The sequence below is a fragment of the Algoriphagus formosus genome (genome assembly GCF_002807035.1).
GTDB classification, from domain to species: Bacteria; Bacteroidota; Bacteroidia; order Cytophagales; family Cyclobacteriaceae; genus Algoriphagus; species Algoriphagus formosus.
In genome coordinates, this window is the sequence record NZ_NIUC01000002.1 from 674664 (window position 1) to 689732 (window position 15069).

Annotated in this window: 13 protein-coding genes; 10 read left to right on the forward strand and 3 right to left on the reverse strand. The window is 43.8% G+C overall.

Features of this window, described 5'->3' with window-relative positions; genetic code table 11:
• Positions 1–245 precede the first annotated feature (245 nt).
• From CDH51_RS09060 to CDH51_RS09085, 6 genes are read left to right on the forward strand one after another with little or no spacing between them, the layout of a single operon-like run.
• Positions 246–1118 (forward strand): heme/hemin ABC transporter substrate-binding protein, encoded by an 873-nt coding sequence (locus CDH51_RS09060; protein WP_100628306.1) that lies wholly within the window; start codon positions 246–248, stop codon positions 1116–1118.
• A complete protein-coding gene (locus CDH51_RS09065; protein WP_232724782.1) occupies positions 1115–2176 on the forward strand; it encodes a FecCD family ABC transporter permease in 1062 nt (353 codons plus the stop codon). The genes CDH51_RS09060 and CDH51_RS09065 overlap by 4 nt, the downstream gene beginning before the upstream one ends.
• Positions 2176–2985, forward strand: coding sequence for a heme ABC transporter ATP-binding protein (locus CDH51_RS09070; protein ID WP_100628307.1), 810 nt, complete (start codon positions 2176–2178; stop codon positions 2983–2985). The genes CDH51_RS09065 and CDH51_RS09070 overlap by 1 nt, the downstream gene beginning before the upstream one ends.
• Positions 2982–4028 carry a hemin-degrading factor gene (locus CDH51_RS09075; protein ID WP_100628308.1) on the forward strand — a complete coding sequence of 349 codons (1047 nt, stop codon included), beginning with the start codon at positions 2982–2984 and terminating at the stop codon, positions 4026–4028. Before CDH51_RS09070 ends, CDH51_RS09075 begins: the two co-directional genes overlap by 4 nt.
• A gap of 42 nt (positions 4029–4070) precedes the next feature.
• Positions 4071–6368, forward strand: coding sequence for a TonB-dependent receptor (locus CDH51_RS09080; protein WP_100628309.1), 2298 nt, complete (start codon positions 4071–4073; stop codon positions 6366–6368).
• 24 nt (positions 6369–6392) lie between these two features.
• Positions 6393–7001: an HmuY family protein gene (locus CDH51_RS09085; RefSeq protein ID WP_100628310.1), complete on the forward strand. Its 609-nt coding sequence runs from the start codon at positions 6393–6395 to the stop codon at positions 6999–7001.
• A 54-nt stretch (positions 7002–7055) separates the two neighbouring features.
• Here CDH51_RS09085 and CDH51_RS09090 read toward each other — a convergent pair whose 3' ends face one another.
• Complete coding sequence (locus tag CDH51_RS09090) at positions 7056–7652, reverse strand: C40 family peptidase (protein WP_232724783.1); 597 nt, start codon at positions 7650–7652, stop codon at positions 7056–7058.
• 68 nt (positions 7653–7720) lie between these two features.
• Between CDH51_RS09090 and CDH51_RS09095 the strand changes: the two genes are divergently transcribed.
• Together CDH51_RS09095 and CDH51_RS09100 are read left to right on the forward strand one after the other, a co-directional pair.
• Entirely contained in the window at positions 7721–9067 is a 1347-nt protein-coding gene (locus CDH51_RS09095; protein ID WP_100628311.1) for an MBL fold metallo-hydrolase, read from the forward strand.
• A 142-nt stretch (positions 9068–9209) separates the two neighbouring features.
• Positions 9210–9449: a hypothetical protein gene (locus tag CDH51_RS09100; RefSeq protein ID WP_100628312.1), complete on the forward strand. Its 240-nt coding sequence runs from the start codon at positions 9210–9212 to the stop codon at positions 9447–9449.
• Here CDH51_RS09100 and CDH51_RS09105 read toward each other — a convergent pair.
• Both CDH51_RS09105 and CDH51_RS09110 read right to left on the reverse strand, forming a co-directional pair.
• Positions 9446–10150 (reverse strand): hypothetical protein, encoded by a 705-nt coding sequence (locus CDH51_RS09105; RefSeq protein ID WP_100628313.1) that lies wholly within the window; start codon positions 10148–10150, stop codon positions 9446–9448. The two genes, CDH51_RS09100 and CDH51_RS09105, sit on opposite strands and share 4 nt — an antisense overlap.
• A gap of 120 nt (positions 10151–10270) precedes the next feature.
• Positions 10271–12430, reverse strand: coding sequence for a S9 family peptidase (locus tag CDH51_RS09110; RefSeq protein ID WP_394335573.1), 2160 nt, complete (start codon positions 12428–12430; stop codon positions 10271–10273).
• Positions 12431–12587: 157 nt separating this feature from the next.
• Between CDH51_RS09110 and CDH51_RS09115 the strand changes: the two genes are divergently transcribed.
• Both CDH51_RS09115 and CDH51_RS09120 read left to right on the forward strand, forming a co-directional pair.
• Positions 12588–13574 (forward strand): D-alanine--D-alanine ligase, encoded by a 987-nt coding sequence (locus tag CDH51_RS09115; RefSeq protein ID WP_100628315.1) that lies wholly within the window; start codon positions 12588–12590, stop codon positions 13572–13574.
• A 330-nt stretch (positions 13575–13904) separates the two neighbouring features.
• Complete coding sequence (locus tag CDH51_RS09120) at positions 13905–15068, forward strand: AIR synthase related protein (RefSeq protein WP_100628316.1); 1164 nt, start codon at positions 13905–13907, stop codon at positions 15066–15068.
• Position 15069 lies beyond the last annotated feature (1 nt).

Sequence of the window (15069 nt, forward strand, 5' to 3'; positions counted from 1 at the left end):
CAGTTACTAGCATCATAGCGGATAATCCTAGAATATTTATATCTATTGAATCTCTTACCTTCTTTTCGCTTAGGTTTTTCCATTCAATGAATGCTTTCATTTAAAAGAAAAACCGATCCCATTGCAGGACAGGGAAATGCATAAATAATTTTTGCTTTTCGATAAGAATTTTCTATTATTTTTTATTTGGATTGAATCTAATTAGCAATTACTTTTGAGCCATTATTTCAATTCAATCTAAATAAATGAGAAAGCTATTTGCTTCTTTGACCATCCTTCTAGCAGCCTTTGCCTGTGGTATTCCAGAAAAGACCGAAGTGTCTTCAGAGACTACAACGCCAAAAATCATTACTGCCGGGGGGACTATCAGTGAAATTGTGGTTGGTCTGGGACTCGGTGACCAAATCATTGCGACAGATCGAACTTCTACCTTTCCAGCGTCGCTGCAAAGCCTACCTAGCATCGGATACCGAAATCAAATCAAAGCAGAGGGGATTCTTTCCTTAGGTCCCGATATGATTTTGGTGGAAGAGGGATACTTAAATGAAGAAGTAATAAGCCAGATTCAAAGCGTCTCTACGATCAAATTGGAAGTCTTCCCAAAGACTCAGTCTAAAGAGCAAACCATTGCCTTAATCCAACAGATCGCTGCATTTTTTGAGATGGAAGAGCAAGGACAGGCAATGATTGCAGAAATTGAGCAAGACCTACAAAACCTGAACGATTTTCTTTCCAATTCAAAGCCAAACGGGAAAGCCGCCTTTGTAATGGCTAGAGGACCTGAGTCTTTATTCATCGCTGGTGATGGAAGTTTTTCTGAGTCCATCTTCGGAATGGCTGGCGTGGAGCAAGTAGAAACAAATTTCGAAGATTTTGTGCCACTCACTCCCGAGGCTTTAATCAGCCTAAATCCTGATTATCTAGTGCTGTTCGAATCAGGCCTTGAAAGCTTGGGCGGTAAGTCCGGCCTGACCAAAATACCCGGTATCACAGAAACTACGGCTTTTCAAAAAGATCAAATCATCGCTATGGATGGACTTTACCTATCAGGGTTCGGTCCTCGCATGGGAAAAGCAGCACTTGAACTCGCCAAGGCAACAAGAACGCAAGAAAATTGATCGCCGGACTCTCCATATCGAAGGATTCTTATCAGGCCTTGGTGCTTTCTGCACTGGGAATAGCATTGATTCTAATAATGTTGCTATCCCTTTCGCTTGGAGCCTATGCCATTCCTTTCTCTTCAGTATTGGCTATCCTAGGTGAACAATTTGGATTAAGCTTGGAAGGAGTAGACCGAAGTGCCGCTAACGTACTCTTGCAAATCCGACTTCCTCGAATCATCATTGCTTTATTAATAGGTGGTGGATTAGGCATCGCTGGAGCTGCACTTCAGGGCTTGTTTAGAAACCCACTGGTAGAGCCCGGTTTAATCGGAGTCAGCAGTGGCAGTGCACTTTTTGCAGTTGTGTTCATTGTCTTGATCCCCGGTCTTGCGGGTAGCAGCAATTTGATTCAAAATCTAGGAATGCCGCTTTTCGCCTTCTTGGGTGGATTGACTCATGTTTGGGCTGTCTATCAATTGGCAAGAACTCAAGGAAGGACAGATACGGCAACTTTGATTTTAGCAGGTGTTGCAATCAATGCCCTAGCCGGTGCATTAATAGGACTTACCCTGTTTTTCGCCGACGACTCTGCTTTGCGCAGCTTTACCTTCTGGAGTTTGGGAGATTTGGGAGCCTCCTCGTGGAGTAAATTCCCCGTAGCGATTTCCCTCATTGGCATTCCTTCGATCATGCTGATGCTAGAATATCGAAATCTAAATGCCCTGTCACTAGGCGAGCGGGAAGCCTTTCACATGGGAATTTCCGTACAGCGCGTCAAAATAAAAATATTAATCCTCTCCGCACTGATCGTGGGCGTGGGTGTATCCCTAGCGGGAATGATCGGTTTCGTCGGGCTAGTCGTACCGCATTTAATTCGAATTGGATTTGGAGCAAATCACCGCTTGGTATTACCTGCCTCTTTTCTGCTGGGAGCCATTTTATTAAATGTAGCTGACCTTATGGCTAGAACCGTCGTCTCACCCGCAGAATTACCCATTGGGGTTTTGACGGCACTTATTGGCGCTCCTTTCTTTATTTATCTGATTTTCAAACTCAACAAAATTAACTCCTAATGCTGCAAGCCGAGGACATCCACTTTTGTATCAGACAGCGGCCTATCGTCAAGAAGGCAAGCATATCCGTCAACCCAGGTGAGATTCTGGCTGTCTTAGGTCCAAATGGTGCCGGAAAATCTACCCTTTTCAAAATCCTTGCAGGGGAAATCTCCTGCACCAGAGGACAGGTAGATTACAATGGCCAAAATCTACGGGCCCTAAAAACCCAACAATTGGCAAGTGTCCGAGCTGTGATGCCGCAGCATTCTACGGTAAGTTTCCCTTTCACCGCCCGAGAGGTAGTTGAACTGGGCCTGCCAAAAGACTCCAAGAAGAATTCAGAGAAGAATATCCGTGAAGTCATGGAGCTGACAAAAGTGGTTCATCTGGAAGATAGATTGTATCAGCAGCTCTCAGGAGGTGAAAAGCAGCGGGTTCAACTCGCTCGGGTATTGATTCAGATTTGGGAGAAAAAGCCCTTCCCTCGCTACCTGCTTTTGGATGAACCAACCTCGAGCTTAGACATTTCCCAGCAGCACATTGTCCTGGATATTCTTAAAAAACTAAAATCTCAAAATATCGGCGTATTGATCGTACTGCATGACCTAAATCTAGCAGCACATTACGCAGATCGAATTGCCATTGTAAAAGATGGATTGATCGCCGGCGTAGGCAAAGTGGAGGAAGTCTATTCCGAATCCCTCCTATCTGAGGTCTTTGACCATCCTATCCGACTAGTCAAAGATCAGGAAACCCAGCAGATCTTGGTCAGTAGCAATTCCGCCTTTCATTCAGAATTAAAAATCTCAAAACAAGCACAAGCATGAACACCGCAATCGAAACTACCTCACTCAAGCAGGCCTGGACCAATCTAAAGGAACAAGAGCCAAAACTTCGAATTCGTGACGCTGCCAAAAAATTGGGCGTTTCTGAAGCTGAATTACTAGCAACAGGAATCGGTGAAAACGTGATCCGACTATCCGAGGACTTTGTGGAACAGCTTGAAAAATTTCCAAAGCTAGGTCGGGTAATGTCTTTGACACGAAATGAAGGCTGTGTTTTGGAGCATAAAGGCACTTTCCAAAAAATCGAGGTGCATCAGGCCGGACCTCAAAAAATCGCCACAGTGATCGGACCAATTGAGCAGCGGGTGTTCTTCGGAGGATGGAAATTTGGCTTTGCGGTAGTTTCAGAAACTCCACGTGGCCCGATGTTTAGTCTTCAGTATTTTGACAAAGCTGGTGATGCGGTCATGAAGGTGTTTTTGCAGGAGGATTCCGATTTTGACTTCTCTGAAGAATTGGTCAAAGCACATACCCACGCTGATCAGTCCTCTGATTTGGCTATTGAGACATTCGAAAAAGCGGAGTACGTAAGCAAGAATGACTTGGATTTTGAAAGCCTTTCTTCGGATTGGGAAAATATGAAAGACACCCATGATTTCTTCGGAATGCTTCGCAAATACAAATTGAACCGACTCAATGCGGTCGAGTGGATTGATGACAAGTGGGCTTATGAAGTGGATCGGCTTTCTGTGAGAAGTGTATTGGAAACTGCCTCTGACATCAAGCTTCCTATCATGATTTTCGCAGGAAATAAGGGGAATATTCAGATTCACCAAGGCAAGGTGAAGACCATCAAGCAACTGGGAGATTGGCTCAATGTCATGGATCCTGAATTTAATATGCACCTCAATGAATCCGTTGTGGACCGTGCCTTCGTAGTTCATAAAAATACGACCGAAGGATTGGTCTCTGCCTTAGAGCTTTTTGATGCGGAAGGAGAAATGGTTGCTCAGTTCTTTGGACTGCGCAAACCTGGAATTCCTCAAAAACCCGAATGGAAAGCAATTCTCGACAGTTTGAACTAAATCAAACAAGCGGAGGTCCAACTCCGCTTAAATTTTAAACCTATGTTTAGAATTAATCTAATTAAAATTACAGCTATTTTTCTTCTGATTCCCCACCTTGTATTTGGGGCTTTTCAAGAGGGGGAAAAGATTATTTTGGATGAAAAGGGAAATCCTATTCCATTTGCCCTAGTCAAAGTGGATGGCCAAAAGCCTTTGTCTGTGGATGAAAACGGGCAGGTAGATTCTCCTTCGAAAGGTGACCGAGTGGTGATTTTTGCGCTTGGTTATGAAACCCAGCAGCTCACTTGGGAAGAATGGCTGGCATCCGAAAAAATCATTCTTCTTGAAAAATCCGGAAACCTCCAGGAGGTTGTGGTGGCAGCCACGCGAACTGAGCGAAGTGTTGAAGACCTTCCCATGCCGGTAACTGTCTTGAATACCGAGAAAATTCAGGAAACAGGCGGGATGCGCCTATCGGAAATTTTGCGCGAGCAAACTGGCCTTCAAATCGCCTCAGACCATGGCGCTGGCTTGCAGATGCAAGGGCTTGACTCTGATTACATTTTAATTCTACTAGACGGCGAGCCATTGATTGGTCGTACAGCAGGCACCTTTGATTTGGACCGCATCTCAGTCTCCAATATTGAGCGAATCGAGATTCTTCGGGGCCCATCCAGTGCCCTGTATGGAAGTGAAGCCATGGCTGGAGTGGTCAATATCATCACCAAAAATAACTCGGGACAACGCAAAGCAGATATAGCGCTACGCCATCGGTCGTTTAACAGCTGGAACCCATCCTTGGAACTTGGAACTGGCGGTGAAAAATGGGATGCCAATGTATTTCTGGACCACTTCCAAACGGAGGGTTTTGACCTGACTCCAGAAACTATCGGACAAACTCAAAACCCGTACAAGGCCACTACTGCTCAGGTGAAAATCAACGGAAAGCTGGCTCCAAAATGGGATTTGAGCCTATTTGCAAGAGGCTATTCAGAAACTTCAGATGGTCTGATGCAAATAGGTGGCGCAGCTAATCCTGAGCTTTTGGAATTGGACAATACCCGCCGGGATCTCAACCTTAACCCCACTCTTCGAATCAAACCCAATGAAAAGTGGCTTTTTACACTCAGAGGGATGAGCTCTTGGTTTAGTACGAATTCAAACACCCAATTCCAATCCAGCGGAGAAGTTTTCGATTTGCAGGATTTCCAGCAGTTTTATCATCGAACCGAACTTCAGACAGACTATCAAATCAGAGCCAATCAGCTCTTGACACTAGGTTTGGGGCAATTGATCGAGACGGTAGAAGCGACTCGTTACGATGATTTGAATCGTTTCGATGCCGGCTACTTTTTCCTTCAGCATCAGTGGGACCCAGGGCAGCGGGTGAATGTAGTCTCTGGCCTACGGGCGGACTTCCATAGCCAATATGGCAATCGACTCAGTCCAAAAGTTTCTGGACAGTACAAGATTTCTGAAAAATTCAGTTGGCAGGCATCCATCGGAGCAGGTTTCAAAGCCCCTGACTTCCGCCAACTCCTCTTAAACTTCAACAATGCTGCTTCGGGCTACAATGTCTTTGGAGCCACTTTAGCCCAAGAAGGAATAGCCCGACTGCAAGAGCAAGGCTTGGTGGCCCAAATTTTATTCGACCCATCTACCTTGGGGGATCTGAAGGCCGAGACTTCCTGGGCTTTCAATACAGGCTTTCGATGGAAAGCCAGCGAAAGAGCCAACCTGCAGGTAAACGCCTTCAGAAATGCCATTGACAATCTGATTGAAACGGCGCCGATTGCACAGCTAAACACAGGACAGAACGCATTTTCCTATTTCAATGTGCGAAGTGTAATCACTCAAGGAGTAGAAGTAGACGCCTCTTTTCAAGTACTTGAAAATTTATCCCTAAGCGCAGGTTATGCCTTTTTGGATACTCGTGATTTGGATGTAGTGGATCGAATCGAAAATGGGGAAGTTTTCAAGCGAAATAGCCAAAATCAAACCCGAAGAGTCACTTTGGAAGATTATGGGGGCCTGTTCAACCGAAGTCGCCACAGCGGAAACTTCAAGATTAACTACCAAGAATTGAACACCGGAATTGACTGGGCTTTGCGCGTCATTTACCGAGGTAAGTTTGGCTTTGCTGACCGCAATGGTAACCTCATCCTAGACGATGAGAGCGAGTATGCTGATGGTTGGGTTTCGGTCAATCTTACTGCCTCCAAAACCCTTTCAAACGGAATATTCTTCGAAGCAGGCGGAACCAATCTATTGAATACCGCCACTCCAGCACAACCCAATAATCCCGGCCGAGTGCTTTTCCTTGGTGTCAAAATTCCAGTATTAAACCTTATAAATTAATTAAATAAAATCGAGTAAAAACAAATGAAGACTATTCAAAAACTCCTCTTTACCACAGCTATTTCGGGCTTTTTATTTTCTTGCGATAGCAATGATGATCCTTTACCAATTGTAGAACTTGAAGCCACTTTGGTCGAAGACCTGGCAGCACCCAATGATGTCATTGACAGGACTACAGGAGAAGTGACTGAAGAGCGACCATTCCAGTTTTTCAGCCTAGAACAGAATGCCTTAGTGTCTGAAAACGAGGATTGGGACCTAGCTTTCAAAGGAACGACCATTCGGGTTAACAGCAGTAAGAATGTAAGTGCGGCTGTGGTCAATGGTATCTTTGAAGAAATCACCGAAGTGCCTGCCAATGCCACTTTTGCTACCGATACAGAGACTAGTTTTGCGATCCCTACAGGAAGTGGAAGCGGTTGGTACAACTACAACCCAGCTACTTTCACCGTGACACCTATCCCAGGTCGAGTTATTTTAGTGCAAACCACAGCTGGCAACTACAGTAAGATCGAAATTCTCAGCTATTACAAAGGAAACCCACCGGCAGATCAGATCAACCCAATGACCACTCCGAGTGCTCATTATACCTTCCGGTATGTGTTGAGGCCTGATGGCACTACAAATCTTTAATTTTACTTCATGGGGCTATTTAAGAAAAAGGAGCGCTTAGTAAGTGCTCCTTTTTTATTCCAGCAATCTTCTTGCAAATAAAAAAGCCTTGTTCCAATAGCGATTGCTCAGATAATCCTCCGATACCCCGAGTGAAGTAGATGCATGGATAAAACGAATATCTCCCTTATTCACTTCCGTGACAATTCCTGCGTGTGTCACTCTTTTTTTCCGCCTGCTTGTTGCAAAAAATAATACATCCCCGGGTTTTAAGTCTCTAGTATTGACCTTTACTCCTTGTTTGGCCTGATCCGCCGACATGCGAGGCAAATTGATCCCCACTGAATAAAAAGAGTGGAAAAGTAAGGCTGAACAATCCATTCCTGCCCTTGTCGTCCCGCCAAACTTATAGGGTGTACCGTAATAGGATTTTGCTGTACTGATGACCTTGAAAGCCGGGTCATCTTTTGCTACTTTTGAAGACTTGCAGGAGGCAAATACAAAAACGAATAAAAAAAGTAAGGCCCAATTGATTCCGAGGCGATTCTGAATAGAAAAATTCCGATAGTTCATGGAACCAATTTTAAAGACTAATCCTTTGTGATGCAATGCTTTTTCAGAAATATTATCGAATAGAAATCGCAATCTGATTAGAAGGATGTTACGTGACATGCATCACCAAAACTGACTTTTGTCAGGTTTTACCTTTGTGGTATCAATTCAGAAAAAACTTATACAACATGAATATCCAACAATTTTATGACGAAGGCTTGGCACATGCCAGCTATGCCATTTTAAGTGAAGGAAAAGTAGCACTCGTAGATCCAGGGAGAAACCCTCAGCAGTATTACGATTTTGCGGAAGCAAATAATGCAAAAATCGTTGCGGTTATCGAAACCCACCCGCATGCTGACTTCGTAAGTTCTCATCTTGAATTTCATCAAAATGAGGATGCAACAATCTATGTTTCTAAGCTTGTAGGAGCAGAGTACCCACATACAGGATTTGATGAGGGAGATTCTTTTCAGATGGGTAAGGTTACTTTCCACTCCATTCATACCCCAGGTCACTCTCCAGATTCTATCAGTATCTTATTGAAAGATGAGAATGGAAAAGACCATGCATTATTCTCTGGAGACACCCTTTTCATCGGAGACGTAGGACGACCGGACTTGCGTGAAAAAGCTGGAAATATGAAAGCTCAGCGTGAGGAATTGGCGAAAATGATGTTCCACACGGTACAAGACAAATTGAAGCCTTTGGCAGATGATGTCATTGTTTATCCAGCACACGGTGCAGGTTCGCTTTGTGGTAAAAACCTCAGTGATGCCCGTCAATCAACCATCGGTGAGCAGAGAGCAACTAACTGGGCATTTGGAGATGTAGACGAGCAGACTTTTGTGAGTTCACTTCTAGAAGGACAGCCCCACATCCCAAAATATTTTGGCTACGATGTAGATATGAACAAAAAAGGTGCTCCTGCCTATCAGCGATCAATTTCTCAGGTGAGCATTTGGCCAGCAGGTTCTGCCATTCCAGAGGGAGCCTTGGTTATTGATAGCCGTGAGCAGGATAAGTTCCGTGCAGGACACGTACCGGGGGCCATCAATATCATGAATGGTGGAAAATTTGAAACTTGGTTGGGATCCATCGTAGGACCTGAGGAGAAGTTTTTCTTGGTAGCAGATACAGAAGCTGAGTTGGAGATTTTGATCTTCAAGGCTGCAAAAATCGGCTACGAGCAATTGATCAAAGGGGCAGTAGTCAATCCAGCAGGAATGACTGCCACCGGAGAAGAATTTGATGTAGAAGCATTCAAGATGAATCCAGATGCTTACACCATCGTGGATATTCGAAGTGCTGACGAGCACAAAAACACTCCGATTTTCGAGTCTAGTATTAATATTCCTCTTCATGAATTGCGTGAGCGAGCCAATGAAATCCCAGCTGACAAGCCAGTTTTGGTACACTGTGCAGGTGGATATCGCTCGGCTGCCGGATCAAGCATTGTATCAGGTGAAATGAATAATACGGAAGTATTGGACTTTAGTGAGGCTATCAAGGACTTCCAAGAAGCCGTTCACTAAGTACAGCTAAACCAACAATCAAAGCCCCAAGAAAACTATCTTGGGGCTTTTTGCTTTTGGAATATTTCACGGACTAATTCAAAAAATCACGCATTCCCCGAACCATTTTGATTAATTTGGAGTCAGAAGTAAAAACAAGTTCATGAGCCGAGAAGAATTCAGTGATATGCCTTTACACCAAAAGATCAAGACCCTATACCTTGAGGGTACCTTCGTGGTGGCTATTCGCTATTATCGGCACAAGGTGAATCTGTATCTATTGGAAAATGATTACGTAGAGGTTTTTTATAATCACAAGGAAGACAAGATTGATAAAATTGACTTTTTACCCCGGGACCACAGCCGGATGAAGTTTTATCTTGATCAGATAAAGTTCGTTTAATCCGGGTTTTCAAACTCATCTTGATAGAAATCCTCGCGGTATCTAAATCGGCCTACGCCTTTCAATTCCCACTCTTGAATTTCAATAGTGGTGTCCGTAGTTTTCAGAGGAAGGTCAAATTCAATTACTACCTCAATTTTTCGCACATCTTGGCCAAAGTCATCCTTAACTACTCCTTCTTCCACAGCCAAAACCCTGATTTTTCCTCCTTTCGATGGAAAGTAGTTATCCGCCAGATAAGCATAATATTCTTTTTGATTTGCCAATTGAACTCGAAATTGGTCAAAACTCGTGTAGCTCGGATCCGATTCGGCTTTGGATTTTTCAGTTAAAAAGACCTGAAGCAAGTCTTCATAGGGATAGTGAGTATTAAATAAGTCTATAATTTCCTCCCTAGGGACATATTCACCCCGCGGCATATCATCGGGAAAAGGCTGGGAAGGGGTCTCAAGGCTTAATGACCATTTATGGTCAAATGTCCTGATTCCTAAAATATGTCTTCCCCGATATTCCCCATTAATGCCTGAACCCCCGCTCCCGTTTCCAGACCGAACATCAATTATTCCAAATGCGCTTCCATCCGGAAGATCGCCCTCAAAGCCCACCTCATCGAGTAGGTTTTCGGGTTCCTCAGTTTCTTGACATGATAAAAAGACTAAGAAAAGTAGCAGTAATGGTATAATCCTAAATACATCATTCATAGAGATTGGTTTTGGTTGACGAAAGTGTTTAATCTCCATACGCTGAATAGTTAAGAATTGTTACAATAAAAAACCGCAGAATTTTCATCCTACGATTTTTTATTCGGAGATATGAGCTTTTTATAGTTTTCTCTTCAAGAAATCCGTCATCTGCGAATACAAGTGCCAGGTGGTATTTCCTCCATAGATCCCATGGTTTCGGTTTGGATAATAGAAGGTCTCAAACTGCTTATCCGCCGTGATCAAGGCATCAACCAGGTCAACTGTGTTTTGGAAATGAACATTATCATCACCTGTACCATGAATCAGTAGAAAATTCCCTTTCAACTTGTTCACATGAGTGATCGGGCTATTGTCATCATAGCCTGCAGGATTGATTTGCGGTGTCTGAAGATAGCGCTCAGTGTAAATCGTATCGTAGTATCTCCAAGTAGTTACAGGTGCCACAGCAATGGCAGTTTTGAAGACATCATTGCCTATCATCAAGGAAAGTGAAGACATGTATCCTCCATAGGACCAACCCCAGATTCCGATTCGACCCGGATCTACAAAGGATTGCTTCGCAAAATACTTCGCTCCTTCTATCTGATCGATAGTTTCTAATTTCCCAAGATTCGCGTAGGTCGAATGCTTGAAGTCACGGCCACGGGCTCCTGTACCACGGTTGTCTACACAGGCTACGATATAACCCTCAGCCACCAAAGCCTGATGCCAAAAGTCACGGGCACCACCCCAAGAGTTCAATACATTCTGAGATCCCGGACCTCCATAGACATACATCAGTACCGGATATTTTTTATTTGGGTTAAAATCTGCCGGCTTGATCATATATCCGTTCAAGGAGGTACCATCCACAGTAGGAAAAGTGAAAAACTCCTTTTTACCCAAGGCAAAGCCTTTCAAGGTCTGCTCCAAAGCTTCATTTTCTTCCAAAGTTTTTACAGGCGTACCATTTGCTTCGCAAAGCACCACTTTTTGAGGAATCTCAGTAGTAGAGAAATAATCGATAAAGAAACGATGGTCCGGACTCATATTGATTCGGTGCGTACCGGATAGTGGAGTTAGGGATTTTTTATTTTTCCCATTCAAATCAACCACATAAAAGTTTCGCTCAAGTGGGGATACCTCGGTAGATACAAAATAGATTTTCTTTCCTTTTTCGTCCACTCCAACCAATTCTGTCACTTCCCAATCACCGGAAGTAACCTGCTTGATTAAGCTTCCATCCATGGCATGATGGTAGATATGCTTGAAGCCATCTTGCTCCGATGTCCGGATAAAGCTTTTTCCATCACTCAGATATTGGAGATTGTCATTGTAGTTCAGGTCCACATAGGTCTCTGACTTTTCGGAAATGATCAACTTGCTTTCTCCTGTATTTGCATTGGCGTGAAATAGATCCAGTTGATTTTGGAGACGATTGAGTCGGATAAAAGCCAGTTGATTGGGATCTTGTGTCCAATAAATTCTGGGAAGGTAAATATCAGTTTCCGAACCTGCATCCATTTTCTGTATATTCCCAGATGTCAAATCATAGACATGAATACTAACCTCCGCATTCTTTTCTCCTGCCTTTGGATATTTGAATCGGTAGTCGGCCGGATAAAGCGGCCCCCAGAGTTGCATATTAAACTCAGGAACATTTGTCTCATCAAAGCGGATAAATGCGATTTTCTTCCCATCTGGAGACCATTTGAAAGCCTGTGCCATGGAAAACTCCTCTTCATAGACCCAATCTGCAGCTCCATTGATGACTTTGTTCCATTCGCCGTCTTGAGTGATTTGGGTCATCTCATTGCTTGACAAATCGACCATGAATAGGTCATTATCCTTGACGAAAGCGACCTTGTTATTGTCAGGTGAAAGTGTTGCGTAAGAGATTTTCTCTCCATCTGCGAGTTGCTGCTTTTCGCCAGTAGCCATATCAACCACATAGAATATTCCCTTGCTGGATCTTCGGTAGATAGACTCCACATCAGATGCAATCAGCGCTTTGGACTCATCCGTATTGAAGGAATAGGAAGTAAATTTGACTCCAAGCTCCCTACCATCTAATAGGACTGCTTCTTCCTCCCCAGTTGCAAGATTGATCTTGACCACCATGGGAGAGCCAGCCCGATTCACCAAACTGCTGTAAAATTGCCCGTCTTTCATCCAATTGATGCCATAGACGGATTTTTGGGAGAAGGTGCCTTTTTTAAAAACATCCTCAAGCGTTACTTTTTTTAAAGCCTGTGCTTGTAGCAAGGAGGCTGTGCTGATCAAAACCAGTAAAAGCATACTGGTCTTTTTCAAACTTTTAATCATATCAGAATTAATTTGGGGTAAATGCGTGAATTAACAGGGACGAATATAAGAAAATAAGGCGCTGAAGGGGCATTATCTTTGGAGGGTTTGGATAAATTAAGCTACTTCGCATATTCATTTTACTCCAGCTATGAAGAAAAAAATTGCCCTCGTTACAGGCGGATTTACCGGTGAGTCGGTGATCTCATTGAAAAGCGCCGCTGTCGTGGAAAAAACCATAGACCGTAGCCGTTATGATGTCTATAAAATCCTAATTTATCCCAATGATTGGCATTTTATCTGCGATTCTGGAGAAAAGATCCCGGTAGACCTCAATGATTTTTCGATCACTATCGGCGATGAAAAAATCAACTTTGACGGAGTGTTCAACATTCTTCATGGTTCACCAGGGGAGGACGGAAAGCTTGCCGGATATTTTGACATGTTGGGAATTCCCTACACGACCTGCGACCAACTCACCTCTGCCATCACGATGAACAAGGGCTATACCAAAGCAATTGTGGACGATATCCCTGAGCTTCACATCGCCAAATCGCTTCAATTATTTGCGAATACTCCTGAAAACAAAAAACGAATCGAATCTGAATTGACTCTCCCGCTTTTTATCAAACCGAATAATGGAGGAAGTTCGATAGGGATGAGCAAGGTGAAAACTTGGGAGGAACTTCCACAGGCTTTGGAAAGTGCCTTTGCTGAAGACAAACAGGTCTTGGTGGAGGAGTTTGTATCTGGCAGAGAATTCTCTATAGGGGTTTTTCGGGGAAAGGGTACAATCACGGTCCTTCCAGCCACCGAAATCGTCTCCAGCAAGGAGTATTTTGATTTTGAGGCCAAGTATACCGCAGGAGTCACCGAAGAAATCACTCCAGGTCGAATGAACGAAGAAGAGGCAACGCGTGTCAGCCGAATCGTTGAGAAGGTCTACGAAAAGCTCAACTGCAAAGGAGCCGTGCGCATTGATTACTTTTTAGAAAAAGAAAGCGGGAAATTTTACTTTATCGAGATCAATACCGTTCCCGGGCAAACAGAAACAAGTTTGATTTCTCAGCAAGTACGAGCGATAGGCATGGAAGTGAAAGATTTTTACACCCAATTGATTGAGGAGATGTTTGAGTGAGGTTGAGTTGGAAGATGGAAGTTGGGAGCTGGAAGAAAGGAGTAAAAAGTAAATAGTGAGTGGCAAGTAGTAAGTAGTGGGTTTTCCTCAGTCATAGGGAAGCACAAAATATCTTGTGAGGCGGAGCCGAACCTATCTTGCTGAACGAAGTGAAGCATATCTTGCCAAAGGCATATTTCATCGAGCAAAGCGAGTTATATTTCAACAGTATTTCGCCAAAGGCTTATTTCGGCAAAGCGATATTTCACCAAGTACATATTTCCTACAAATTCCTTCCTCAATGAATCGGAATACTTAACTTTGTTTATTGGTAACCAATCCCAAATCTCCATGAACGAGCGCTATATGCAGCGCGGTGTTTCCGCCTCCAAAGAAGATGTGCATCAGGCCATCGCCAACCTTGATAAAGGCCTTTTTCCAAAAGCATTCTGCAAAATCGTCGAAGACACACTGGGCAATGACCCGGAATACTGCAATATCATGCATGCCGACGGCGCAGGTACCAAGTCTTCGCTGGCATATCTCTATTGGAAAGAAACAGGAGATTTGAGCGTATGGAAAGGGATCGCTCAGGATGCTATCATCATGAATACCGACGATCTGCTTTGTGTGGGTGCGATCAATAATATTCTTGTCTCCTCTACTATCGGTAGAAATAAAAACTTAATCCCTGGAGAAGTCATTTCGGCCATTATCGAAGGCACAGAAGAAGTACTTCAAATGCTTCGTGACAAAGGAGTCAACGCAGTACTTACCGGAGGAGAAACAGCGGATGTGGGCGACTTGGTGCGTACCGTAATTGTAGACAGTACGGTCACATGTCGCATGCGAAGAGAGGACGTCATCTCCAACGACAAAATTCAGGCAGGAGACGTCATTGTTGGTTTAGCTTCTTTTGGCAAATCCAACTATGAAAATGAATACAATGGTGGAATGGGAAGTAATGGACTAACCTCTGCCAGACATGATATTTTCAATAAACTTTTGAAGACGAAGTATCCTGAATCTTTTGACCCTGCTGTACCCGAAGACTTGATTTACACAGGGAAATACAACCTGACTGATCCAGCACCTGGAGCTCCTTTGGATATGGGCAAGCTCGTACTTTCCCCTACCCGAACTTATGCCCCCATCATGGTGGACGTACTCAATTATTTGAGACCACATATTCACGGTTTGGTCCATTGTTCTGGAGGCGCACAAACCAAAGTGCTTCACTTCATCGAAAATCTCCATGTGATCAAAGACAACCTCTTTGAGACTCCTCCTCTTTTCCGAATCATTCAGGAAGAAAGCGGCACGGACTGGAAAGAAATGTACAAGGTTTTCAATATGGGACACCGAATGGAAGTTTACCTAGACGAGCGCTATGCCGAAGAAATCATCGATATCGCAGAATCCCACGGCGTAGAAGCCCAAATCATCGGTCGGGTCGAAGCGTCTACCGAGAAAAAGGTAACGATCCATAGCCCTTACGGGACTTATGAATACTAAT